Genomic DNA, 25,949 nt, shown 5'->3' on the forward strand with positions numbered 1-25,949 from the left:
CCATAAGGTGAGATTAAAAATAAAGTTGCGGTTGGCGCCATGAAAAAAGCCGGGGAACAGACAGACCCATTGGGTACGGTTTGGAACCTTATTGATCAGGGTCAGCTTTGGGGAGCTGCGACAGTGCTTGCGCATAGCAGAAGCCACGTGCTTCTACGCGATTTAATGGCGGTTTCGGACGTCGTCGTTCTTTTTGCTTCTGCGATGCTTGCATCCTGGTTGCGATTTGGCACATTCATACCGACAGATCATCTTTTGATGCCGGCATTTGCCGCGCCATTATTTTATATGGCGGCCATGATGGTTTTGCGCGGGTATCACACCCTTGATCCGCAAACATTACAGATGGGCCTTTTGCGGCTTTGCTGCGCACAGGCCATTTCCTTTGCCTTGTTGCTTGGCATTGCCTATTTTTCCAAGGTATCGGATGATTTTTCCCGTTTGTGGACGGGGTATTTTGCCATTATTGGTGTTGCGTCCCTTATATTGCTTCGGCTTTGCGCCTTTGGTGCGATCCGCGCCCTTGGCAAACAGAAATCCTTTCGCCCCAAGATCGTCCTTATATCGTCAAACCCGACGCCATCGATCCTTGAGATGCTTGAACAACGGATCGGGTCCCAGCACCAATACCGGATTATTCATCGCAGTATTATAAACGGCGGTAAAACCGGCACAGCCGACCTTCAGGCCGAACTGAACAAAATCCGGGCACTTGCCCCGGATATGATCATCTTGGCAATCAGCCAATCGGACCGGGCACGTTTTGCCGATCAACTTGATGATATTGATGCGATATCGGCCGACATCCTCGAAGTTGGCGATTTAACAAGCCATATGTCGCCTTGCGCCCCGGATCACGATCTTTTGCTTGAACCGGGACGCGAATGGATTGTGATGGCAGGCCTTCCCTTCATTCGCCGTGCCATGCGCCCGTTTGGGCAACGCGGATGGTGGATCAAGCGTGCCGAGGACGTCATCCTTGGATTGATCGCAGTAATTATTGCAGCCCCCGTCATGCTTGCCGTGGCATTTGCCATAAAGCTGACAAGTGCCGGACCGGTACTTTACGTGCAGAAACGCCATGGTTTTAACGGCGAGACGATACGCGTCCTGAAATTTCGCTCCATGTATGTCGACCAGTGCGCCACGAAGCGCGATGACACCGTTCCACAAGCAACCCGCAATGATCCGCGCATAACCCCCGTTGGCAAATTCATCCGCAAAACAAGTTTGGATGAATTACCACAATTGTTTAATGTATTGCGCGGGGATATGTCACTGGTTGGGCCGCGCCCGCACGCGACACAGCACAACACCGCCTATCGCACAAGGATTGACGGATATTTCGCCCGGCATCGGGTGAAGCCGGGAATTACTGGTTGGGCGCAGGTTAATGGTTGGCGCGGGGAGACAGACACAGACGAGAAGATGCGGCAGCGAGTGCTGCATGACATGTATTACATTGCCAATTGGTCTCCAATATTAGATGTCCGGGTTTTAACCCTGACCATTGCCACTTTTTTCAAGCAAAAAAATGCTCATTAAGAAATCTACTATGACAACATCAAAAGGCACTATTTTATTAACTGGCGGACTTGGATATATCGGCAGCCATACCGCTATCACATTAATAGAAAACGGATATGAAGTTGTTATTGTTGACAACTTGAGCAATAGCTCCCTATCAACATTAGGGAGAATCGAGAAAATATTATCAAAGAAAATTACGTTCTTCAAATCAAGTATCGATGACAAGAAAACACTAGACAACATATTCACAAACATCGAAATTGATGCTGTGATTCACTTCTCCGCATTCAAATCAGTTACTGAATCCGTACAAAATCCACTAGAATATTACAAAAATAATGTCTCAAATTTCATAGATTTTCTTAAAATTTGCGACGAACATGGTATGAACCGTATTATCTATAGTAGTAGTGCGACGGTATATTCCCCGAATGCTTCTTCGCCGATTACCGAGGACGCAGCAACAGGCCCTGTAAATCCTTATGGAAACACAAAGCTGTGCGGTGAAATGATTTTACGTGATCTTTGTTCTGAGCAAAGCAATTGGCAAGTCGGGATCTTAAGATATTTCAACCCTGCTGGAGCCCACGAAAGCGCATTAATCGGGGAATCACCACGTGGAACACCCAACAATTTGATGCCTTATATTGCAGATGTAGCCATCGGAAAACGAAACCATTTAAACATTTATGGCGATGACTATCCAACAGTCGACGGCACAGGCGTCAGGGATTACATCCATGTAATGGATTTGGCCGAAGGACACCTTGCTACACTTGAATACTTACTTCACACAAAGGAAAGTGTGACTTTGAACCTTGGAACTGGTACGGGAACAAGCGTTCTACAATTGGTAAAAACTTACGAAAATGCTAGCGGATACAAGATCCCTTATCACATGACAGATAGGCGTCCGGGGGATATCGCTGCTTGCTATGCAGACCCAGAACGCGCAAAGAGACTACTTGGCTGGAAGGCCAAAAGAAGTATCCACGACATGTGCCTCTCAAGTTGGAAATGGATTTCCCAGAAAACTGAATATCAAAGGTCAGAATCGGAATGAGACGCACTTTCAATGTTCGCCCCTTGTCATCCAACGCGCCAAATCCATCTTAGGAACCCTAAGTGAAATTGAGAAAAAAGGAGGGGGCGAAAGTTGTCACAAACGCAAAAAGCCGGGGGACATAAAGCTCCCACACTCTCCAACGATAGGCCTGCTCATAAAATCGAGGATCCCTCACAGTGACAAAACAATTGCTCATCCCAGTTATTCTGGCTGGCGGCCAAGGCACCCGCCTATGGCCCATGTCACGTGCGAGCAGACCTAAACAGTTTTTACCGCTGACAGGTCAGATCAGCCTGTTTCAAGAGGCCCTTCTACGGGTAGCACAAGATTCACGCTACGACGCACCAATAGTTCTGACAGGGGAGCCCTATCGCTTTCTTGTCAAAGAGCAGGCAGCAGTAGTCAACGTCCAGTTGCGGGACATTTTGCTTGAGCCTTCCCCGCGCAACACAGCTGCGGCAATTGCTGCCGTTTGCGCAGCACTTGAAGAAGAAGGTGAGAAAAACGCACTGATTCACGTACTCGCATCCGACCATCAAATAGAGATCGGAGATGACTGGAACAGTGCGATTGATCACGCAACCACAGCAGCCAAGAATGGCCGCCTCGTTACATTCGGGATTACACCAAATGAACCGGTGACAGGATATGGTTATATCCGTGCAGGCAAAGAGAAAGATGGTGTAGCACCGGTCATACGCTTTATAGAAAAGCCGGATCGGGAAACAGCCGAGAAAATGATTGCTGAAGGCGGGCACTACTGGAACTCAGGCATGTTCCTATTTGCTATTCAAACTTTCCTAAAAGAATGCACACATCTTGCATCAGAGCTACGAATAGCTACCAGGAATGCGGTCAAGAAATCCATACGCGACCTAGATTTCCTCCGCCTTGATGCAGAAAGTTTCGCTACAGCAGAAAACATCTCCGTCGATTACGCAATTTTCGAGAAGACTAGTAAGGCAAGCGTTGTACCGACGGCAATCCGTTGGTCAGATCTAGGGAGTTGGGAAGCAGTTTGGAAGGCCGAAGTTCCGGACGAGAATGGCAATGTTATTCGTGGCAAAGCAACGCTTTCAGACACAAGAAACGCATTGGCGATCACGGACGGTCCACATGTGGCCATCAACGGGCTTGATGATGTCGCGGTCATCGCAGCAGCAGATGCAGTGTTTGTTGGTCGGCTTTCGCAAGCACAAACGATGGGCTCATTCGTTAAACATCTTAGGGCAAATCCCGCCACGCAGGCAATCACAGAAATACATGAAACAGTGTATCGGCCCTGGGGTAGCTACACGACACTCGTTTCCGGAGAGCGTCATCAGGTCAAGAAAATCACCGTCAAACCCGGTAAGCGTCTTTCGCTACAAAAACACCATCACCGCGCTGAACATTGGGTGGTTGTAAAAGGTACTGCCGAGGTAACTGTAGAACACGATATCAGAATCTTGCATGAGAACGAAAGCACTTTCATCCCCATCGGGGCAATACATAGGCTTGGAAACCCAGGAAAAATCGTTCTGGAATTGATAGAAATCCAGTCGGGAGCTTATCTTGGCGAAGATGATATTGTACGGATCGAAGATGAATTTGGAAGAGTATAAAAGGAAAGGATGAAATAGGTGAAAACAGCATTGGTGACTGGCGGTGGTGGCTTTATTGGCGCACATCTGGTTTCGCGCTTGAAACGTGAGGGCTTCTGGGTGCGAGCGGTTGACCTCAAGTATCCGGATTTTTCAGAAACAGATGCAGATGATTTCGTGATTGGCGATTTGCGCGACCAAGCTGTCTGCAGCCGAGTTATTGATAGACGCTTTGACGAAGTTTACCAGCTTGCGGCCGATATGGGTGGAGCAGGATATATATTTACGGGCGAACATGACGCCGACGTCATGCACAATTCGGCAACTATTAATCTCAACATGGTTGATGCGTGCCTGAAGCGCAACATCAAGCATGTGTTCTATTCTTCCTCTGCCTGTATGTATCCCGCCTACAATCAGGAAGATCCAAACAACCCTAACTGCGCAGAGGACTCCGCCTACCCAGCGGCACCCGATAGCGAATACGGTTGGGAGAAGCTTTTCTCCGAGCGCCTTTATCTGGCGTTCAACCGGAACCACAACATGGAATGTCGCGTTGCGCGCTACCACAATATCTTTGGACCGCAAGGGACTTGGGAAGGTGGCAAGGAGAAAGCTCCGGCAGCCATCTGCCGCAAGGTGGCTGAAGCACAAGGCGGTGGGGACATCGAAATCTGGGGTGACGGAAACCAGACAAGATCCTTCCTTTATATTGACGAGTGTCTGGAGGGAACAACACGCCTTTTGCGCTCTCCATATAACGGGCCATTCAACGTAGGGTCTGACGAAATGGTAACAATCAACCAACTCGTCGATATGGTTTCACATATCGCCGGCAAGAAGCTTCACAAGAACCACATCCCAGGCCCTCTCGGCGTACGCGGACGCAATTCAGACAATAGACTAATTGCCGAGACACTTGGCTGGAAACCTTCGTCCCCTCTAGTGAAAGGGCTTGAAAAGACCTACGCGTGGGTAGAAGAACAAGTACGCAGAAAACGTGGCGAAAATCAGCCATCTACTAAATAAGTAAGCGTAGAGAAAGAGAAGAACCTGATGAGCGCTAACTCCCACAACAGCATCCCCCGAATGCAAATCCTTGGCATTTCCGTGAGTGTAGTAAATATGGCGCACGCAGTAACTACTTTCATTGAATGGGCTCGCACGGGAAAGGCAAGAAAGGTATTCGTGCGCGATGTGGCAAGCCTGATGCTGGCCGTCAAAGAACCACGCTTGCAAGCCTTGCATGAAAATGCCGACATGGTAACGCCAGACGGCATGCCTTTGGCATGGATAGGGAAATTGCGTGGATACGGGCGAAAAATTGGGCGTGTTTCCGGCGCAGATATTGTCGATGCAGTCTGCGCGGCTTCGCTAAAAACAGGACAAACCCATTATTTTTATGGCGGACAGGAAGGCGTTGCCGAACGCATGGCCGCCAATCTGGCTCATAAATACCCTGGCCTGAAAGTGGCCGGGACGTTTTCTCCTCCCTGGAGGGAAATAGGTCCTGCGAGTGAACTGACGGATGAAATACGTAACGAACTTGACGCCATCCGCGCAAGTGGCGCAGATTTTGTTTGGATCGGCTTGTCAAGCCCCAAGCAAGACTACTTTATATCCAAGGCTGCCCCTTATAGTGGACGGGGCGTATTCTTCGCCGTAGGCGCTGCTTTTGACTTTCATTCGGGAAATGTAAAGCGGGCACCAGTGTGGATGCAAAAATTAGGGCTTGAATGCATCCATCGGCTCTTTAGCGATCCGAAACGTCTCTGGCGACGATATATCCTGCTCGCGCCGAAATTCATATGGCTTATCGCACTGGAGAATTTAGACCAAGGTAAAGCCAGTCGTAACAAATTGCCTCAAATTCGCTCGAGACGCCCAAAAAGCAGGACACGCTAAACTATGCTCGCTTTTACGAACAGCTTTATACGAAAGCTTCCATTCAAAATGGTGCAGAATGTTGGCGCTCTTACAATAGTCCAGATCACGAATTATTTAGTGCAACTGGTGAGCTTACCTTGGCTGACTAGGCATTTGGGAAACGAAGGTTGGGGGCACTATGCCTGGACCCTCGTAATAGTTGAATACTTCACTATATTGATTAACTGGAGCTTCTCCCTGCATGGCGTTCGTAAAATTGCTATTTTACAAACGGATCGCACGGCATTGTCGCGAGTTTTTTGTGCAGGCTGGACGATCCAATTGGGCTTAGTTCTACTATCTACCCTAGTATGGGGCTGTCTACTAACTGCTGTGCCATTTTTTGAATCCTTTAGTCCTTATACCTTACCTGTTACGGCTCAAATATTTGCAACGGCACTGTTTCCCGTCTGGTTGTTGGTTGGGATTGAGCGAATGAAAGATATAGCCGCCATTCAAATACTAATTAGTATATCGAGCCTTCCCTTGATTTTATTGCTAGTTGACGATCCTCACGATGGACCATTAGCGATGGGCATAGTCGCAGGATGCAAGATCGCAGGGGCAATTGTTGCAATTATGTGGATAGTCCAGCAGAAGATCATTTTGTGGCAGTGGCCCACACGCAACGATTTAAGGGTTGAGTTTCTAGAAAGCGGATCTCTTTTTATCTCGAGAGTTGCAGTTGCACTATACACGATATTAATACCTACGCTTTTAGGAACGTTGGCTGGCACAATTATGGTCGGTTATTATGTACTAGCAGATCGTATCCGCAAAATAATCACTCTCATTCTCGACCCCTTATCCCAATCTCTAGCCCCCCGCATAAGCCATCTCTTTGCGCATGATGCAGTCAGAGCGTGGAAACAACTCCGCTTTTATGCCGCGTTAGTTCTAATGATATCAGGGGCGGGCAGCATCGTTTTGTGGCTGTGTGCAGAAAAAATCGTCAGCTTAATTGCTTCAGATGGATTTACGGAAACGGTAATCCTATTGACTTGGTTTGCACCATTGCCTCTGATTACCAATATCAGCTTAATTTTGTCCCGCCAGTTATTAATACCGTTTGGACTGTATAAAATAATAAATGGTGTAACACTGATTGCTGCCTTTTTAAGCCTAACCATCGCGATACCATTGATAACACTTTATGGTGCCAAAGGGGCCGTCATGACAGTCCTCACTGTGGAAACTTGGATTACGACCGCAATGGGAATTATGGCGTGGTGGAAAATCTCCCATATGAAAACCCTCCCTCTATCACCTAACCGCCCTAGAACGCCAAATACCGCAATGGAGCAAGTCAATGTCACTCGTTCGGTTCGCCGCTGACTACATTAGAGATGTCGCGGTTCATGATTTTCATAATGACCGGCGGCATCCTAGCTTCATCAATTTTTCCGTATCCAATCGCTGCAATGCCAAATGCGTCATGTGCGATATATGGCGCTACAAAAGCCAAGATGCCACAGGAAATGAACTTCAAGGGATATTTACCAATCCTTATTTGCATAAGATCCGCGATTTTGGGATCACTGGAGGAGAACCCTTCATTAGAGCAGATATAACCAACGTCATTGAACAAGCGATAACTAATATTCCAAACCTGCGTCAAATAGCCATTACTACAAATGGATTTAATACAGAGCGCATCAAAGCAACCTTGCCCAAAATGATAGATTTGGTTCGCCCGAAATCGATCAAGCTATTGATAACCGTTTCCGTTGACGGACTGGGGGAAACTCACAATCAATCTCGTGGTGTCCCAAATGTTTGGGACAAAGTAAAATGTACTTTAGATTATATCCAAAAATTAAAAGATCCAGAAATATCATTATCAACAGCCTGCACCATAAGTAGAGTTAACGCCAACATTGAACAATTACAAAATCTTGACACTTACATGAAAGAAAATAAAATTCCTATTATCTACAGACTAGCCGTTTATGTATCACGAATATACAATAATGAATTAATGAAAGTATGGGGAATCAGCCCAGAAACACCAGAAGCACGTGCTGTAACTACTTTTTTAAAGGAAGTAGTTTCTTCATCACGCTATAGCGGGCGCTCAGAGTTTTATAACTTTATCATAGCCTATTTGTCCGGTCACTATAACATTGACACTATCCCTGATAACATTCGCCCGCGCTGTAAAGAGCAATATGACGGGGGAATGCTGGACTCAAATGGAGATCTTTATGTCTGCTCTGTATCCGGTCAGAAGATAGGTAATGTTTTGACAGATCAAATTGAGCCTGCACAAATACGGGCAGCAAGAAAACTTGTAAGAGAAAAACACTGCAAGTCCTGCATGCATGACCATGCGATACATCCTCGCCTTCAAACTCTTGCGACTGCTCTGAGCGAAAGAATGGGGTTTCGGGCTACAAAGAAAGGTAAAATATAAACACCTCTAGTCACCATAAAACGGAGAAACCAAAAATGACATACCGAGAAGACTTTATAAAAAATGGATATGTAACCATTAAGTCAGCATTTTCAAAATCTGAATATCAACACCTTCGAAAAACAATATTATCATACGATAAAGGAAAAAGAATAATACAACCAAACAATGTTATTTCAGACCAGCATCTAAATAAGGTATTAAACAACAAACAAATAAAAGATGCATTGATCAACATCTTCCAAGAGGAAGTACTTTACTATCCTAACATTCACATACAAATGAATTCCTTCACACAAAGCGCTCATCATAGTATGAGCGGTCTACATATTGATGCTAGCTCAGAACTAACATCACGACGATGCGCATTGACAGACACTTTACCGAGGTGGGTAAATATTGGAGTTTACTTACAAGATTGGAACAATGGTGGCTATGGCGGAGGCATCATGATCCTTCCGCAAACACATAAACTGATACGTTTTTTATGCCGCTGGGAATGGGGGGCAAAACTCTCAAACTTTATTGTTCGTTTGTTGCGTCGGGCACCCGATTTTTGTGGAAAAACAATCCCCTCTAACTCAGGTGACGTTATCATATTCGACAATAGACTTATGCACGCCTCTCTATTAGGAAAAAAAGCAAAGGCAATGCTTCTCCCGTCGCACGAACCACATCAAAACAAGATCGATGCGATTCCAGAACATTACAGAAAATATGCATTTTATTGGTTTGCCGGACCTCAACGCTGGTGGGAAGAAGTCATAGAGTTCAATTTTTATGCGCGTGTCCTTTCGGACGATCAGGTTTTCTCCGAAGATGCATTCAATTACCAAACATTTAAACAAGCCCAACACACTCAAGACTGGCAGCAACAGATTGCCAAGAATGCTAGTTCGGAGCGACACGATTGACAAAACAAACAGTAGCACAATCTCCCCCTCGCATAGCAATTATCATACATTCTCTTAATGTTGGTGGGGCAGAACTAGTCGCTAGAAATTTGGCACTCGCACTACAAGGCCAAGGATTTCAAATTATGATTTTACCTCTAAGGCCAGCACCGAACAATCAAGCATTCACCTGCTTGCACAGCTCTTCCGTTCATATAGGCCAATCGTATGCACAGCCTATCCGCAATTTTTCGCATTTACGGCAATTACGTAACTGGACACTTCGTCAGTTAAATGATTTTGGTGCTGATGTGATCCATTCTCACGGTGAACTTGCAGATATGGTTAATGCTCTTTTACCTAGGAAAGATTTTATTAGAATACGCACAACACATAATGAACGTTTTTTAGGGAATAAAATTCCTTGGCAATGGCTCTCCGTCTTTATCGAGAACATCCTGACAAGAGCAGGAAGGTTTGACCATGTGATCTGCATATCAAAGAAAATTGAGCAGCAGATACATTACCAAAGAAAATCTATAATCTATAATGCGTTAACGACATACACAACCAATCGACTGAAGAAACAATCTAAGCGCAAACCAGACGTAAGAATTATTGGACGCATTTCGGCACAAAAGGCACAATATGCATTCATTGACCATTGCCGGAAGAGTTTTGACAGCTTACGAAACTTACCATTTAATCTGACGCTGATTGGCAAAGAAGATGATACTTCTCTTTCCCGAAAAATAGAACAAGAGTCGTGCGGACACGTCCGTTTCAAAGGGCTTTGCTCCAACCAAATAGATATGTATAGAGAAGCCGATTGGGTGATCATTCCCTCACAGTACGAAGGATTATCATCTGTTATGGTAGAGGCTGTGTGTAACGGAATCCCTGTAATTTCGATGCCAGTTTCAGGCGCTGAAGATGTACTTTCTCTAAATGGCTTAGGCTATTTTGTGACGAACTATGACGAAATGATTGAGGTTATTTTAGGCACCAAACCCTGGACAATTCCCATTGAAAAGCGAATTGCTCTTTCAGAGCAATTTTCAATTGAGAAAGCTTCCCTGAGCCACGCCCAACTCTATGACAGCTTTTTCTGCAAATAGAGGCCACCCATGAAATTGTTAGATGTGAAATTACGAATAAAAGCTCTCATCAAATGGCTGAGGTGGCGCTGGCATTGCTTACGCGCAACAGGAAAACACATGCCTAGAGGAACATACCCTGTTTTCTATGTAGCAGGCTGGTATGGAACCGAGACAGCGGGAGACAAACTTATTTTACTCGGCATAGCTCAGCAAATCTGGGCCGTTAATCCAAAAGCTTCAATCGTTTTGATAACGTCAAACATTTACTATTCCGTGTCATCAATCAATGAGTTGGCTTCATTAGCTTCGTCTAGCGGATCGCACCCTGAATTGGTCTCCCAATTATTGAACCAAGTTGAAGTCCGTGGAGATTTTATTGTACCACGCCTAGGAAAAGGTGACATTCTAATTTTCGGTGGCGGCCCCATTATGGATGATGCAACGTTATTTTTGTGGTTATGCTGGGTTAAACGCTTGCATCGAAGAGGCGGTGTTTCAGGAATACTCGGATGCGGATGGGGGCCTTTACGGCTTAAACTGACGCGGCGCTGGGCTCAAGAACTTGTCGATGCCGCGGATGGAACAATCTTACGGCAACACAGCAATATGGTAACTACAACTAGCTTAGACCCCTCCTTTCTAACCTGGCCCATTATCCGACATTATCGCTCAGACAGACGCAACGGAACTGCAATTAATATACGATTTGTACCGAAACAATATGGGGCCCCACCTGCGAAAAATATTAATCAACAAATTACATGGCTAGAAGACAAACTAAGCTGGCTACAAACTATCGTACCATTATCCGGCGTCTCAATATTTTCCACACATGAACTGGATCAGGAGGGAGACCTTAAAACCACAGCTACTCTTATGTCACACTTTAAAAAGAATGTCGACATGACCCCACCTACTCTGCATGATATACTATCATTATTAGGTCATTCTCAATTCAGTATTGCCATGCGATACCATGGAGCTATCATTTCTTTATTGATGGGATGTAAAGTTCTAGGAATTGACTATAATAAAGGCGGAGGAAAACTAAGTTTTTTATATAATGACCTTGGATTTTCTACGCCACCAGCAAGCTTATTTGATGGTGACAGCCCCAACAATTATCAGATTGAGAATTGGAATACCTTAGATACCGAAACTATCGAAGTGTCTCTCATTTCTGCCGAGAAAACATACCAAAAGCTGGTAGAGAGCTTAGTCGAGAAATTAAAAGAGAATATTACGAAACCTAGAATACGATGACCCAAATGCAGAACTTAACGTTAACATCATCAGCTCACCCTACCAAGACAAGGGGGCTAGACTGGTATTGCGCATCCATACTTGCGTATATGATATTTTACCCACTGCTACGCCCACTTGGAACTCCGGTACTTTTGGTTGTATGTATGTTAGCAGCTCTAACCTGCATACAGGGTCGACTCAATCCGTTAGGACATCGTTATCTTCCGTTTCTATTTTATGCTGCGGTGGTTCTGACACTTTCGCTCATGCGAATCATGCCTCAGTCATGGACTCAACATCATGATAACTTCTCCGCTATTCGGCATTTCGTACCATTATTAATATTACCGTTTATCTTCACGACTTTTCGTCTTTTTTTTCTCCATAACTTTGACCGACTAGAAAAGAATGCCTTCTCAATTACCTTATTACTATATGGAATCCATCTTCTTGTCTCTTCGGTATCCACAAGCATTTCAGATGATGGATACGGAAGTATTTATACTCTCGCAAACAATACAATTACCTTATGGATTTCACTTATATTACTCATCTGCAGGAAGAAAACACCATCATTTATCGCAATCCCCTTGCTCGCATGCACTTTTGTCTTGGCCTCAAGCTCCCAAACGCAACTAGTTGCTCTAATTTTACCTCTATCTCTTCTGGTAAAGCGTAATGGACTCTACGCTTTGATCGGGATAAGTATTGCACTAACGGCATTTTTGCTCATTGCTCCAATTTACCCCTACGAGCTATACGTGATTGACGACAATTCCGGCGTCCGTGCTGTCATGTGGAGAGACGTCTGGCGTCTTCTATCGGACTCAAACGGATTAGGTGTAGGCTTCGGAACTGAATACATCACAAATCAGTTCTATGCCCTCACAACAGCAAATTGGGGGCTTGAGAATTATCACGAGGACTTTCTTTATATTGGAACGCATAGCACTATCTATGACATGTCTTTACGCTTAGGAATTCCTGGTCTTTTTCTTTTCTTGGTCTGGCTCTTACCAATCGTTTTCTCTCGGCGAAATATCCCTACCGGCTCAGAACACTCAATGTTCTGGACTGCAGGGTGCATTTTCATCATCATGAACACCGTAAATGTTGGAATTTATTCGATTAATTTCCTCTTTAGCAGCGCAATAACCCTCGGCTTCATGCAAGCTTTGCGTGACCGTGCTGCGTTAAACTACGGATCGCATTATGCGCATTCTCGTACTTCATAACACCTACCAAGAGTCCGGCGGAGAAGATGCCGTTGTAGCAGCGGAGAATGCGCTGCTAATGCGCGGAGGACACGATGTACATTTAGAAATAGTTTCAAACGATTCAATCCAAGGATTGTTATCAAAACTACATACCTTTCTCACTACACCTCATAGTGCAAGACGCAAAAGCTGGATGCGCGATCTAATCGCGCTTCACAAACCGGATGTGGTACATATACATAACTTTTTTCCGCTCCTCACCCCAGCTATTCATGAGGCAGCAAGTGAATCTGGCGTGGCCGTGGTGCAAACTTTGCATAATTACCGCCTCCTTTGCGCAGGAGCATTGTTTCTGCGCGATGGTTCAGCTTGCGAAAAATGCCTTGTTGGGAGCAACATTTGGAGTGTAGTTCATCGTTGCTATCGTAGCTCCTTGCCCGGTTCAGTTGCAATTTTCCGAATGCAAAACAAGGCCCGACAACAAGAAACATGGCAACGCCATGTACATCGCTTCATCACATTAACCGATTTTGCGCGGAGAAAATTCATCGCAGGCGGCTTACCGCATACACGTCTTAGCGTTAAGCCAAATTTCGCATATAATACAATCACCTCCGAGCAGAATTCGCGCATTGGCGCACTTTTCGTAGGTCGCCTTTCGCCGGAAAAGGGGGCAGATATCCTCCTAGAAGCCTGGAGGAACTTACAACATGTTCCTTTGACCATCGCGGGAGACGGGCCCGAGCGCGCGCGGCTGGAAGCCTTGGCTCCACCGCATGTCCGTTTCCTTGGGCAATGCAAACCAACAGAAGTGTCGAACATGATGGCAAAAGCACAAGCACTTGTAATGCCCTCACTTTGTTATGAGGGTTTTCCGATGACATTGGTTGAAGCTTTTGCCAATAACCTTCCCGTAATTGGATCTAGGCTTGGCGCAATAGAGGAACTGATAGAGGACGGAATCACCGGACATCACTTTGCCCCCGGTGATGCTGCGGATCTTACCTCCATCGCAACGCACGCCTTCGCTAACCCGGCGCGCCTTTCTGCTATGGGCCAAGCCGCACGCAGCAGATATGAAGAACATTATACGCCCGAGCGCAATTTGGAGATTCTCGAGGCGATTTATAGAGAAGCGATAATTGAAGCTCGAAATCATATATCCACGCCCAAAGATATCTGATCTGCAGCGGCCTTACTAACAGTTCAAGCTCACACAGTAAAACAGCGTTTCAGCTAGCCCTTACTAGGCCAGCTTTGGGACCAGCCCAATGCAAGAACAAACATTAAACATATACCCATCGCAGGAATCTGGACGCTGAAATCGACAAGACTATGAACGGCAACAATCAAAGCAGAAGCCGTACCCAAAATCGGGTAAATCTGATCGCGATGTCGAGAAACAACGCCCGATACATTTCTTGCAAAAATCACAATGAACGTGGCAAGAACCATAATCAGCGAAATTAGACCTGCGTCAAAAGAAAACTCAAGATAACTGTTATGCGCTAAATCCCATGTGGCCCAGGCAACATTCTGTGGCTTGAACTGACGAAAGCCACTCTCAAAAGTTCCGTAGCCATACCCAGTTGCCGGAGACAGCTGGATACCCTGCATTACCCCTTCATAGACAGCAAAGCGAATGGTCCCGTCTCCCTCAGCGTACTCAAATCGCTGATCCAAGGCATCACCACTAAACCAGTAGCCGACCACTAGCAGGCAAACGACGCCACCGGCAGACCTTCTGGCCAATTTTCGAGGCAAAACCCTGCTGACGGCAAGGCCAATTAAGACGACGAATAAACCGAGCATACCACTAGAGAAGCCAGCACGGGAATGTGTCAACATCAACGCCGTCCCAGTCATCAGTCCCCCGACGACAGGCAACCATGCCTTTTTCTGAACACCATCCGTCATCAGTCGCAGCATTTCCCGCCACGTACTACTCTTTCTTACGTCATGCTCAAGTACATTCACGAGCACAACAATTGAGGACGCCAGTCCCAGCGCAGCATAAGTTGCGTAACTATTACGATTAACAAATGTACTGGTTAGATCCCCCCGATAGCTTGTCTTATCGAACCAAAGGACCTTCTCCCAGCCACCGAAGAACACAACAAGCCCGTAAATCGCATAACACGTCGAAACGATGACGAAGAATTTAAGCATCATCGATGCGTTCTTGCGATCCCGTCCATGGCGCGCTGCAAGCCAGAATACTCCCGCATAGGCCAGCAGCACCATCAATGCATCCCATGTCATTTCGGGACTGATCGTTACATAGTTCGGAAGCAACTGTCCAAGTTGTGCACTGACCTCTGACCATATCGGGTGGGCGATATCGGTAAAGATATCCGGTGTTGCCTGAAGGATAATCCAGATGATGACAGGTAGGAACAGAAGGAACGGCAACGCGACGCGGCCCATGAAGCGGCTTTCGCCGCGCACCGGATCAAATCCGGCGGCAACGGCATCAAGCAAAACAAGAACGCCGACCCAAAGCGATAATATGGACCAAGCCCAAGGGCGGTTTGAACCAAACGGCAAGGGTGCAAGTGCAATAAGTACAAGCAATCCATAAAAGCCTATTCGCCGTAATATATGCACGCTATTTGCCCCTGCCTGTCCCGTGTGATCATTACCGGAATTCAGTATCCCAAACCTCATCGTGTTATACACAGCCCCGGAAATGCTGCAAACCGATTTGGTCATGAACGTGAAGTGACCGTGAATTTGATCAAATTATGGTTGTGAACTATTGCCGTATATAAACAAATTCCGTATAGGTTTGAAACTTGCGCCACATTATTCGATGTGGTCGTAACCGGGTCAGAATTTGGGGAACCGTTTTGAATAATACGACGAAGGTCAGCGGCGTGGCCGATAACGGCGCGCTTGACGTCAAAACATCGCGCTTGAAAAACCTGACAGACCGCATTTCGCAATCGGCAAATGGCGATGAAATTGATTTGCAGGAACTGCTGCGCACCCTTTGGCGCCGAAAATCACTTATATTTTCTGTTGTGGCAATCCTGACCGCCCTTACCACCCTTGTCGTGTTTCAGGTTACCCCGAAATATACAGCAACGACCAACGTGATCATCGATGGCCGTAAAAATAACGTTGTCGATATCGAAAGCGTGATGAGTGGTATGTCAGCCGAAATGGGCGCGCTGCTTAGTCAGGTTGAAGTTATCCGATCAACATCCCTGATCAGACGTGTTGTTGAAAAGCTTAACCTTGAAAACGACCCGGAATTCAACGCAGCAATTGCCAAAAAATCGTGGCTCGCAAGCTTGTTGGACCCAAAAACATTTGTTCCGGACGATGTCTTGCTTGCACTTGGTTTGACCGACAATGAAATCATCCTGAGCCAGGATGAACTGGCCGAACAAACGACCAACCGCGTTGTCAACACTGTGCAAGAAAGCATGGAAGTTGCCGTTGTTGGAAGATCACAGGTCATAGCCATCAATTTCACATCCGTAAGCGCACGAAAATCGGCATTGATCGCCAATACAATCGCCGATCAATATATCGTCGATCAGCTTGAAGCAAAATTCGAAGCAACCCGTCGCGCCACATCGTGGCTTAATGATCGTCTGGGCGATTTGCGTCAACGGGTTGAAGTATCGGAACAGGCGGTTGAGGCGTATCGCGAAACCATATCGGCGCAGTCTGGTCAAAGCAGCTCTATGACTGAGCAGCAGATATCGGAACTGAATTCCCAGCTGATCCTTGCACAGGCCAACCGCGCAGAAGCACAAGCACGCTTAAATCAGGTTCAACGCCTGCTAAACAGCAGCTCTGACATTTCATCTGCCGCAGAAGTTTTGAACTCACAGCTGATCCAGCGTCTGCGTTCACAGGAAGCCGAAGTCATCCGAAAGGTGTCGGAGCTAGAATCCCGCTACGGTGATCGTCACCCCCAGATGATCAAGGCCCGGGCAGAGCTGACCGACCTGCGTGCCTCGATCGAGGGTGAAGTTCGTAAAATTGCCCAAAGCCTGCGCAACGAAATGGGTGTTGCCGACGCCCGGGTTGCGACATTGCGCCAAAGCTTAAACCAGCTTGAAGTCAAGAACAGCAGTCAGAACCAGGCAGCCGTTCGCCTTCGCGAGCTTGAACGCGAAGCCAATGCAAACCGGTTGCTTTATGAAAACTTCCTGTCACGTTTCAAGGAAACCAACAATCAGGAAGACCTTCAGGAAGCCGACGCCCGCATTATTTCCCGCGCCGAAGTGCCGGTTGATCCATCCGCCCCGAAGAAGAAACTGATTATCGCGGTTGCGCTTGTCGGTTCCCTCTTCCTGGGTGTGGTCCTTGTGTTTGTTCTTGAACAACTCGACAATACCTTCCGGGGTGCAGAGCAGATCGAACAAATGACCGGCATTCCGGCAATCGGGATGGTGCCGCTGTTAACCGGCACGTTGCTTGGTCGAACGGATGTCGGGCGATACCCGTCACAGAAGCCGGGATCAGCAACAACTGAGTCCGTCAGAAGCCTTCGCACATCCCTGATGCTGTCCAATGTTGATGCCCCGCCAAAAGTGGTTGGCATCACGTCCACAGTTCCGTCAGAGGGTAAATCCACACTGGCGGCATGGCTGGCGCAAGTCGCAGCAACATCCGGTCAACGTGTCTTGCTTGTCGATTGTGACCTTCGCCGTCCAACCGTGCATAGAACTTTCAGTGTTGATAACGAACACAGCATTGTGGAGCTGTTGGCCGGTGAATGCCAACTTGATCAGGCCATCAAGAAGGATGAGGAAACCGGTATTTACCTGCTTCCGGCAAAGAATACCCAGGCCAATGCGCTTGATCTGCTGTCATCGGCCCATATGGCAGATAACGTCAAGGCACTTCGGGAACATTTTGACTTTATCGTTCTTGATGCCCCGCCTGTACTTGCCGTTTCTGACGCCAAGGTCATCGGCCTGATGGCGGATAAAATGCTTTATGTCGTCAAGTGGGATGGCACACCGCGCGGCCTTGTTCAGGCGGGCCTGAAGGAAACTGTTGAGTCCGGTATTGACCTTGCAGGCACGGTTCTTTCGCAAGTCAATGTCAAAAAGCACTCGAAATACGGTTATGGCGACTATGGTTATTATTATGGCCGCTACAAAGATTATTATTCGAGCAAGTAACGGATGAAACGTACAATTTTGCGCCGGCTCCCCGCGATTATCGGGTTGGTCGGCGCAGTTTTTCTGCTGTCACTGGCCGTCCCCAGAACCATCAGTTCAATCACTTACGAACTGACAACACCCGTTTTCGACAATAGAAACAATCCACAGATTTCCGAAGAACAACTTCTGGAAATAAAAGACGATCTTCTTTATGCGATCTCGTGGGTCGACAATCCGGTAACCTGGTCAAGACTGGGATATGTTTATCTTGCACTTGGCAACCGATCCACTGCCCCCGATCAAAAAACACTTAATCTGGAAGAAGCTGAAAACGCATTTACCAATGCAGTCGCCGGATCACCGATGGATCCATATTACTGGCTGCGCCTCAGCTATGCGCGGCTGCTTTCCGGTGGAAAAAACGATGGCAGCGCGGTTGAAGCCCTGAAAATGTCGCTTCTTACGGGCCCTTACGAGCGCCCCATTGCCGTTGAACAAATTCAATATGCCGCCCTGCTGTGGGATCAACTGGACGATGAACAACAAAATATTGTTCGGGAAAAAGTTCGGTGGATTTCCGGGCTGGAAAATAAAAAGCTTCTGACATTGGCCAAGTCCAATATCGAGGCTATGACAGTAATCCTATCTGCCTTGGCAGATGGCGATTTGAACCGGTTCACACGATTTATCAAAGCATTAAACAAAACCTAACCCCCACCATCGCATCCTGTCCGATTGCCAAGACAGAATGGGCATGCAAGTTTAAAAACACCAACCTGTGGTATAATTGCAACTCAACGTGGTGTTTACGTGCCGCAACACAGAAAAACAGTGACAAAACAATTGATCAGACAAATTTGTTCCTGTAATTTTCTGATGATATAAGATTCGTCGTGCTGAGCTGCTTCGCGAATAGCGGACTCTTGGTTACGCAAGATCCATTATTTGGAGACTTTGGGAACATGATGTCTATTCGCAAGTTGACCTTCGCAACTGCACTCGCAAGCGGCCTTCTCATGGGGGCAGCCAACCTTTCAATGGCCCAGGAACAGCCGGCAGGATTGTCGACCGCCATCGAAGCACAAATTATCGCGGCTGCAGGAAATCCTGACGCGCTTGGTGCAGCTGTTGCCACCCTTGCACAACAAAACCCGACCCTTGCAGCAGCAATTGCTGCGCGCGCAGCACGCGCAAACCCGGCAGCCGCCGCACAGGTCGCCCAATCCGTTTCACAGGCAGTACCGACCGCCGCAGCATCGGTTGCGGCATCGGTCACAACGGTTGCGCCGGCATCAGCAGCCGCCATTGCAGGTGCAGTGTCGACCGCCGTGCCGGCCGCAGCTGCGCAGGTCGCAACAGCCGTTGCATCCAAGGCACCAGCTGCAGCCGCACAGGTAGCAGCAGCAGCAACACGTGCAGCCCCACAGGCCGCCGTTCAGGTTGCTGCGGCAGTTTCGCGGGCTAATCCAACCGCAGCAGCGCAAATCGCGGCCCAGGTTTCAGTCGCTGCGGCGCAAAGTGGTTCAACGGCGACGGCTGGTACGATTGCAGCAACGGTTGCTGCATCATCACGAACCAGTGCCGCAGCCGTGCTTACTTCCGTCGCGGCAGCAACCGGTAACTCGGTTGCATCTGTTGCCTCTCAGGCAGCGCAGGGCGCAGCGGAAGCCGCAGAAGCAGCTGCAAGTGCGGACGCGACTGTTGCCGAAGCCAATGCCGCATCCCAGGAAGCGGATAACGCTGTCGAGACGGCGGAGGCACCTGCAACGGATACAGCCACAACAGAAACGGCGCAGAACGATACGACAGGCGAGACTGAAACTGAAGAACCTGCCGCTGAGCCTGAAACTGACAGCGAAGCACAGAACAACGCAAGCCCGACCTGATTTCTAGGTTTGTTAACTCTATCCAGTTATTACTACGTATTTACTAAGGGGAAATAGACGTGAGTTTTCTCAAAGGGGGACTTCTTTCGACCGTAGCTGCAGGTGCAATTGCCGCAGCCGTCGTTACACCGGTCCATGCCCAGGAACAGGTCAATCCGAACCAGGGCGTCGCACAGCGTACTGCTGAAGGTTATGATCCCGTAGGGATGCCGGTTGGCTCCTTCCGCTTCTTCCCGAAAGTAGAAGTTGTCGAAGATTACAACGACAACATCTATAAATCTGACACAGACGAAAGTGACGACTTCATTACCAAAGTGAAGCCGACGCTTAATCTTCGTTCAGACTGGAATCAGCATTCCTTGCAGTTTGATGCCGGTGCCGAAGTTGGTCGTTATGCGTCATCCGATGATGATGATTACGAGGACTACAACTTTGGTGTTCGGGGACGCTATGATGCCTCCCAGGCATTAAAGTTCAATGCTTCCGGGAAATATTTGTTCGGGCATGAAGACCGTGGTGGCGATGATGTTGCGACCGACGCAGCGGCTCCGGTTGAATATGAACAGATGGACGGTGAACTTGGCGTAACCTATAAGCCGAACCGCTTCAGCATCGGTGCACGTGCAACTGCCAAAGACTACGATTATGATGATAACCGTACTCTTCTTGGCGGCACCACCAACAACGATGACCGTGACCGGTTTGAAACTCTTGGTGAAGTTCGTCTTGGTTACGAAATTCAGGACGGTTACGAAGCCTACCTGAAGTCGAGCTACAATGACCGTGATTACGATGATCGTGTAGATGACAATAACGAAAATCGTGATTCGGATGGCTACAAGGTTCAGGCTGGTATCGCCATTGATCTTGATCGACTGATCCGTGCAGATCTTGCCGCCGGTTGGATGGAACAGGATTACACAGACAGCAGCCTGCGTGATGTAGACGGTTATTCCCTTGATGCACGTGTGCGTTGGAACTTGACGGAACTGACCACCATTCGCGGTACAGCTTCCCGTTCAATCAACGAGACAACCACAGCAAATGCGTCCTCGACCATTGGCACCAACTTCGGTGTTGGCGTTGATCACGAATTCCTTCGTAACCTTGTCGCCAAAGCAGACCTTAAATATGGTCTGAGCGAGTATGAAGGCCTGACCCGTGAAGATGACAAATACACCGCATCTGTTGGGATCGATTATAAACTGAACCGCAACTTCTATGCTGGTGCCAAGTACCAGTTTGAAGAGCGTGATTCCAACCAGAACACCAATGATTACGATCAGAACATCTTCACCATTACCCTTGGTGCACAGTTCTAAAAGTATCAGACAGCTGTTCCTGTCTTGGTCAAAATGCTATAGTCCCTTCGGGTAAACTCGAAGGGACTTTTTTTTACAGGGTTGAAAATGCGTCACATTTTTGGATTTTTCATTGCGGCTTGTGTAGCAGTATTGTTGTCATTCCCTGCAACAGCCCAGCAACCGACTTACACCCTTGGCTCCGGCGACAAGGTCCGCGTTACCGTATTTGGTGAACAGGATCTTTCTGGTGAATTTGAAATCAGTGGCGATGGCCAGATATCGCTTCCGCTGATTGGCAATCTTGATGCCGGTGGGAAAAGCCTTCGACAACTTAAAGAGACAATGGAATCCGCCCTTCGCGAAGGTTACCTCAAAGACCCCAAAGTCGCGATCGAAGTTATGAACTATCGTCCATTTTATATTCTGGGCGAAGTCAATGAACCGGGTAGCTATCCGTATGTCAGTGGCATGAGCGTTTTGAATGCGGTTGCGCTTGGCGGGGGCTTTACCTATCGCGCGGATAAGGAAGATATCCTGATTATCCGGGGCGGCGATGAAAGCCGGAAGCCGGAAAAGGCAACACCGGAAACGGTTGTTCTTCCGGGCGATATTGTCCGCGTTGAAGAACGGTTCTTCTAATCGCTTCGCGACAACAAACCACCTTTGTGATTTGGCCCGGCATTGCCGGGCCTTTTCGGTTTAAAGAATGCTGTAGCTGTTCTGTTCAAGTCGCAGGCAGGTCAGATTGCCACTATGGTAGGCACCTGTATCGATACCAATCCGGTTTGGTCTAAAAACCGGCTCTTCTGTTATCGTGTGGCCATGCACTACAATATGTGAGTATCCGCCCATATGGCCAAGAAACGGTTCGCGGATCCAACGCAGGCTTTCGCCAGTTTGCTGGTCAATCGGTTGGTCCGGATTAATCCCGGCATGGGTGAAATAATAATCACCAAAGACCACAGCATCTTCGAGAGCCCGATAAAATCCCAGATGCCCACTTTCATCAAGCTTGTCGAGAAGATCTTCTGCCGCCTTGGCAAGTTTCTCGGGCGTCATCACACCAGGCGGCATTCCGACACCATAGCTCAGCAGCGTTTCCGCCCCCCCATATGTTAACCAGGATGTCGAACCAACCGGGTCGTCGAGAAACCGCATCAAAAATTCTTCATGATTTCCCATGATCACATGCTGTCGAGCACCGGCTTTCTGGCTGGCTATCAGTAGGTCAATAACTGCCTTACTTTCTGGTCCCCGATCAACATAATCGCCCAAATAAACGACGGTCTTCACAGATCCTGTCGGCACTTCGTCACGGTCAATCTTTTCGATCACGGCTCTCAGCAAATCCGCACGCCCGTGAATATCCCCAACCGCATACACAACCTGCCCGTCAGGAATAAGAGCCTCGCCGAGTAGAACTGTCTTGGATGATGGCTTATCAGCACGTTTTTTCGAGAACCAGTTGAACAAGTTTTCCTCCCGCTTCTGGCCTATTGAAGATAGGCATCCGGTTGAAGGATACCTAAAGCATATTGCCTTAAATCTGATCCACTTTGCCGGAGGCATCGTTTTGTCCGGCAAGGAAAGGTTTGCAGAGCGTAGCGGGGCTACGGTCAAGAACCTTGACGCTGCGGGGCAAAACGATGTCCCGGCTCGAAGGGTTTGATTTTGGCGGCCTTTGGCAACGTTACACCGCTTGAACGATGCGCCGCATCGTCCTGTGCGCTGTGCCTTGCCAAATGACACGCCAAAAACAACCAAAGTGAACCAGATTTAAGGCAATATGCTTTAGCCCCCGACAGTCACGATTACTTGTTCGCAACAAGCGACATAGCGACCCAAACGCTATAAACCTTGCCATCCTGACCTGAATAGGAGAACCGTCCCCAGCCGTCCTGTTCTTCCATCAACTTAAGAGGAGTTGACGACGGCATTTTGAACGCGATGTCATAACCGGTTCCCGGTCCCATGCGGGCATTTACAGTATCTGACGTCGTGTGCCAGATTTTGACATCCTCAACCGGCAATGCCGCAGCGTCATTGCTTGCCGCGGCAACTTCTTCGGCTGCGACTTCTTCCTTCACCGAGACAGCGGTTTTTTCCGCTACGGCTGGTGCAGCCTCTGCCATGACGTCAGACGCAGATTGCCCCTGCTCCTCGCGGGCGGTGCTTGTTTCCGCCTCAGCGGGCATGGCCGCATCGCTTTGCGTTGTCTGCGTTCCGGATGGTTCAGCATTGCCCGCGGCACCGGTAATCAGTTCAATCTGACGCCCGTCAACTGCCAGCTCCACGAGCTGCCAACAATAGCTGCCACCGGTCAGGCCGCAGGTATATGTTACACGCCCATAGAATGGCGGAGTCACACTTTCCTTGGCAAGGGTGCCGCGGAAGTTCCATTCAAACTCGCCCATGCGGTTGCCGGGCACAAGCATGGTGAGGCTGTATTCATGGAGCTGAAGGGTTGGCTGCAGAGCTTCAAGGATACCTGCATAAATCTCGGCCGGGTTCGGCGAGAACTTGCCTTCCTGTTCTTTCATGATGTCCAGACGATGCTGATAATATCCCCAGCCCCCAGCACCAATTGCTGCCAAAAGGACCACAAAGAAAATCAGCTTTTTCATTACCGTCTATCCAACCTGCTGTCTGAAACCATTGCTGCGCGCACGGTCAGTTTTATCCACACCGGGCTTTCCTCCCTCACTTTTTCGGGGATTTGCGACCGGCAATTTAACCTTCGGTAATCTATAACGAAAACAGCAGGAAACTACAAACAACTTGGGAATATTTAAGGCGGTTCTTTATGGGAAAGAACAATACAAGAATGGCATTCAGGTAGCCTGCACACAAAGAAAAGGGAGAGGAAATAACAACATGTCCCTCCCCCCAATTTGCAAGCCGGAAATGTTAGCCCCCTTTGCGATGAATTGCAAAAGGGGACCAGCTTTGGCTGACGGGCATGACTTCAAGCGAATTGACATTCATATGCGGCGGCAGGCTTGCCACCCAGAAAATGGTTTCGGCAATGTCTTCGGGCTGGATCGGGTCGGCCCCGCGATAGAGCTTGTCATAGGCTTCCTGATTGCCACCCGTGCGCACAAGGGTAAATTCACTTTCGCACAGCCCCGGCTCGATGGACGTTACGCGCACGCCGGTTCCGGCAAGATCACAGCGAATACCCAGCGAGAATTGCTGCACAAAGGCCTTGGTCGCGCCATAGACATTGCCGCCCGGATAGGGCCAGTTCGCCGCAATTGACGCAAGGTTGACAATCGCGCCTTTGCGTTCGATGAGTTTGTCGAGCACAACTCGCGTCATCGCCACCAATCCCTTGGTATTAGTGTCAATCATCGTCATCCAGTCACTAAGATTGCATTCCTGTGCCGGACTTGTTCCCAATGCCAGACCGGCATTATTCACCAGCAAATCAATCGCGGAAAATTCGGGCGGCAGACTGTCGATTGCCTTTGTGATTGCATCGGCATCCTGAATATCAAAGCAAAGTGCATGGGCAACACCCGCCCCGCCCAGCTCGGAAACCAGTGCATCCAGACGTTCGACACGGCGCCCGGTCACGATAACTTTCCAACCTTCGGCGACAAAACGGCGGGCTGTTGCCGCCCCGAAGCCGGCAGTTGCCCCTGTGATCAATGCTGTCTTTGTCATGATTGTCTTCCTGTGGTCAAAGGTTGAAACCGGCGGCCGGACGACGGCCTGTGGAAACTAAATGCTGATAAGAATGGTCTGGGTGATGCCGAAAAACGCGATCAACATCAAACTGATGGCACAAACGCGACGCCACATGGTCGCTGTCATCTGTCGATAAATCTTCTCGCCCGGGAAATAGGACAACACGGCAATCCCCAAAAGCGGCAAAGCCATCATCAAGAAACCGTCGGGCAACATTCCCGCCCCGGCACGGGTTGCAAATCCAAGAATGTCCACCGCCCCGAAATAGACTGCAAGCGTATTGCGAATGCGGTTGTCCTGCGTTCCCCCGGCCAGCAACCAGGCGGCCGCCAACGGCCCGCCGACTGCAAATCCCGACATCAGGATACCGACAAAACATGCCAAAACCGCCCCGATGACAAAATGCCCCATCCAGCGCGGCGGGTGATGTAGCATGGCAACGATTGCGGCAATGGCAATTGCGCAGTTCGTGGCAATCCTTGCCGTCTGATCATCAAGCGACACCGCGACATAAGGACCAATCACAGCCCCGATCAAGCCAAAGAACAGAAGGATTGAGCAGGCCCGCCAGTCAATTTTGGATCGGTCAAAATCACGCAATATCAGAAATGTCAGGGTGATATCGATCAGAAGAATAATCGGTGTTGCCGTTTGCGGCGGCAAAATTGCCGATAGTCCCAGTGCTGCCAAAAGCGCAAAGCCAAATCCAGTCACCCCGCGAAACAATGCGGCAATCGCAACCACCAGACCGGGCAAAATCAATTCACTTATCGTCACGTCCGATCGTTCCCCAGCTCGTTCCCCGGCAAAATCATTCTTACCATTTCCTGTTAGGGCAAAGCGCCTAGCCGGGCTAGTACCACCAGAATGCTTTTGATGGATCCACAATCCCCACTGGACCCACCTATTGTTCCATTCTGGCACTATGGCAGCAAAATCAAACCACGTTAGATAACGCAATCAAACT

The 25,949-nt window shown here is 48.4% G+C and carries 22 protein-coding genes; 17 read left to right on the forward strand and 5 right to left on the reverse strand.

The annotated features are described in order from the left end of the window. Window positions 1-39: 39 nt before the first annotated feature. From TH19_RS19605 to TH19_RS19660, 12 genes are all read left to right on the forward strand, one after another. On the forward strand, window positions 40-1,545 hold the full coding sequence (locus tag TH19_RS19605; RefSeq protein WP_114104054.1) for an exopolysaccharide biosynthesis polyprenyl glycosylphosphotransferase: 1,506 nt from the start codon (window positions 40-42) through the stop codon (window positions 1,543-1,545). Window positions 1,546-1,555: 10 nt separating this feature from the next. Further along, complete coding sequence (galE, locus tag TH19_RS19610; RefSeq protein ID WP_114104106.1) at window positions 1,556-2,593, forward strand: UDP-glucose 4-epimerase GalE; 1,038 nt, start codon at window positions 1,556-1,558, stop codon at window positions 2,591-2,593. 179 nt (window positions 2,594-2,772) lie between these two features. Further along, the gene (locus tag TH19_RS19615) at window positions 2,773-4,200 is read left to right on the forward strand and encodes a mannose-1-phosphate guanylyltransferase/mannose-6-phosphate isomerase (protein ID WP_114104055.1); all 1,428 of its coding nucleotides are present in this window, start codon (window positions 2,773-2,775) and stop codon (window positions 4,198-4,200) included. Between the two features lie 18 nt (window positions 4,201-4,218). Further along, complete coding sequence (locus tag TH19_RS19620) at window positions 4,219-5,208, forward strand: NAD-dependent epimerase/dehydratase family protein (protein ID WP_114104056.1); 990 nt, start codon at window positions 4,219-4,221, stop codon at window positions 5,206-5,208. Between the two features lie 27 nt (window positions 5,209-5,235). Next, complete coding sequence (locus TH19_RS19625) at window positions 5,236-6,084, forward strand: WecB/TagA/CpsF family glycosyltransferase (protein ID WP_114104057.1); 849 nt, start codon at window positions 5,236-5,238, stop codon at window positions 6,082-6,084. A 3-nt stretch (window positions 6,085-6,087) separates the two neighbouring features. Beyond that, window positions 6,088-7,440, forward strand: coding sequence for an oligosaccharide flippase family protein (locus TH19_RS19630; RefSeq protein ID WP_114104058.1), 1,353 nt, complete (start codon window positions 6,088-6,090; stop codon window positions 7,438-7,440). Beyond that, on the forward strand, window positions 7,415-8,518 hold the full coding sequence (locus TH19_RS19635) for a radical SAM protein (protein WP_114104059.1): 1,104 nt from the start codon (window positions 7,415-7,417) through the stop codon (window positions 8,516-8,518). The genes TH19_RS19630 and TH19_RS19635 overlap by 26 nt, the downstream gene beginning before the upstream one ends. A 35-nt stretch (window positions 8,519-8,553) precedes the next feature. Next, window positions 8,554-9,432, forward strand: coding sequence for a phytanoyl-CoA dioxygenase family protein (locus TH19_RS22440; protein WP_147250798.1), 879 nt, complete (start codon window positions 8,554-8,556; stop codon window positions 9,430-9,432). Beyond that, a complete protein-coding gene (locus tag TH19_RS19645; RefSeq protein ID WP_114104061.1) occupies window positions 9,429-10,529 on the forward strand; it encodes a glycosyltransferase in 1,101 nt (366 codons plus the stop codon). The genes TH19_RS22440 and TH19_RS19645 overlap by 4 nt, the downstream gene beginning before the upstream one ends. A gap of 9 nt (window positions 10,530-10,538) precedes the next feature. Next, complete coding sequence (locus TH19_RS19650) at window positions 10,539-11,774, forward strand: polysaccharide pyruvyl transferase family protein (protein ID WP_114104062.1); 1,236 nt, start codon at window positions 10,539-10,541, stop codon at window positions 11,772-11,774. A gap of 743 nt (window positions 11,775-12,517) precedes the next feature. Beyond that, window positions 12,518-12,991 carry a hypothetical protein gene (locus TH19_RS22445; protein WP_147250799.1) on the forward strand — a complete coding sequence of 158 codons (474 nt, stop codon included), beginning with the start codon at window positions 12,518-12,520 and terminating at the stop codon, window positions 12,989-12,991. Beyond that, window positions 12,969-14,156 (forward strand): glycosyltransferase family 4 protein, encoded by a 1,188-nt coding sequence (locus TH19_RS19660; protein WP_114104064.1) that lies wholly within the window; start codon window positions 12,969-12,971, stop codon window positions 14,154-14,156. Before TH19_RS22445 ends, TH19_RS19660 begins: the two co-directional genes overlap by 23 nt. Window positions 14,157-14,209: 53 nt before the next feature. Here the strand turns inward: TH19_RS19660 and TH19_RS19665 are convergent, their stop codons facing one another. Further along, window positions 14,210-15,547 carry an O-antigen ligase family protein gene (locus tag TH19_RS19665; RefSeq protein WP_181846490.1) on the reverse strand — a complete coding sequence of 446 codons (1,338 nt, stop codon included), beginning with the start codon at window positions 15,545-15,547 and terminating at the stop codon, window positions 14,210-14,212. 275 nt (window positions 15,548-15,822) lie between these two features. Between TH19_RS19665 and TH19_RS19670 the strand changes: the two genes are divergently transcribed. From TH19_RS19670 to TH19_RS19690, 5 genes are all read left to right on the forward strand, one after another. Further along, the gene (locus TH19_RS19670) at window positions 15,823-18,120 is read left to right on the forward strand and encodes a GumC family protein (protein WP_181846491.1); all 2,298 of its coding nucleotides are present in this window, start codon (window positions 15,823-15,825) and stop codon (window positions 18,118-18,120) included. Between the two features lie 3 nt (window positions 18,121-18,123). Next, window positions 18,124-18,813, forward strand: coding sequence for a tetratricopeptide repeat protein (locus tag TH19_RS19675; RefSeq protein WP_114104067.1), 690 nt, complete (start codon window positions 18,124-18,126; stop codon window positions 18,811-18,813). 251 nt (window positions 18,814-19,064) lie between these two features. Further along, the gene (locus tag TH19_RS19680; RefSeq protein WP_114104068.1) at window positions 19,065-19,988 is read left to right on the forward strand and encodes a hypothetical protein; all 924 of its coding nucleotides are present in this window, start codon (window positions 19,065-19,067) and stop codon (window positions 19,986-19,988) included. A 59-nt stretch (window positions 19,989-20,047) separates the two neighbouring features. After that, window positions 20,048-21,310 carry an outer membrane beta-barrel protein gene (locus TH19_RS19685; protein ID WP_114104069.1) on the forward strand — a complete coding sequence of 421 codons (1,263 nt, stop codon included), beginning with the start codon at window positions 20,048-20,050 and terminating at the stop codon, window positions 21,308-21,310. Between the two features lie 87 nt (window positions 21,311-21,397). Beyond that, window positions 21,398-21,931 carry a polysaccharide biosynthesis/export family protein gene (locus tag TH19_RS19690; protein ID WP_114104070.1) on the forward strand — a complete coding sequence of 178 codons (534 nt, stop codon included), beginning with the start codon at window positions 21,398-21,400 and terminating at the stop codon, window positions 21,929-21,931. Between the two features lie 60 nt (window positions 21,932-21,991). On the opposite strand, the gene TH19_RS19695 is transcribed toward TH19_RS19690, so the two are convergent. From TH19_RS19695 to TH19_RS19710, 4 genes are all read right to left on the reverse strand, one after another. Beyond that, entirely contained in the window at window positions 21,992-22,765 is a 774-nt protein-coding gene (locus TH19_RS19695; RefSeq protein WP_181846492.1) for a metallophosphoesterase family protein, read from the reverse strand. Window positions 22,766-23,103: 338 nt separating this feature from the next. Further along, window positions 23,104-23,916 carry an SH3 domain-containing protein gene (locus tag TH19_RS19700; protein WP_114104072.1) on the reverse strand — a complete coding sequence of 271 codons (813 nt, stop codon included), beginning with the start codon at window positions 23,914-23,916 and terminating at the stop codon, window positions 23,104-23,106. Between the two features lie 283 nt (window positions 23,917-24,199). Continuing rightward, window positions 24,200-24,958: an SDR family NAD(P)-dependent oxidoreductase gene (locus TH19_RS19705; RefSeq protein ID WP_114104073.1), complete on the reverse strand. Its 759-nt coding sequence runs from the start codon at window positions 24,956-24,958 to the stop codon at window positions 24,200-24,202. A gap of 57 nt (window positions 24,959-25,015) precedes the next feature. Beyond that, entirely contained in the window at window positions 25,016-25,759 is a 744-nt protein-coding gene (locus tag TH19_RS19710; protein ID WP_181846493.1) for a TSUP family transporter, read from the reverse strand. Window positions 25,760-25,949 lie beyond the last annotated feature (190 nt).

It is taken from the genome of Thalassospira profundimaris (assembly GCF_003326675.1).
GTDB lineage: Bacteria > Pseudomonadota > Alphaproteobacteria > Rhodospirillales > Thalassospiraceae > Thalassospira > Thalassospira aquimaris.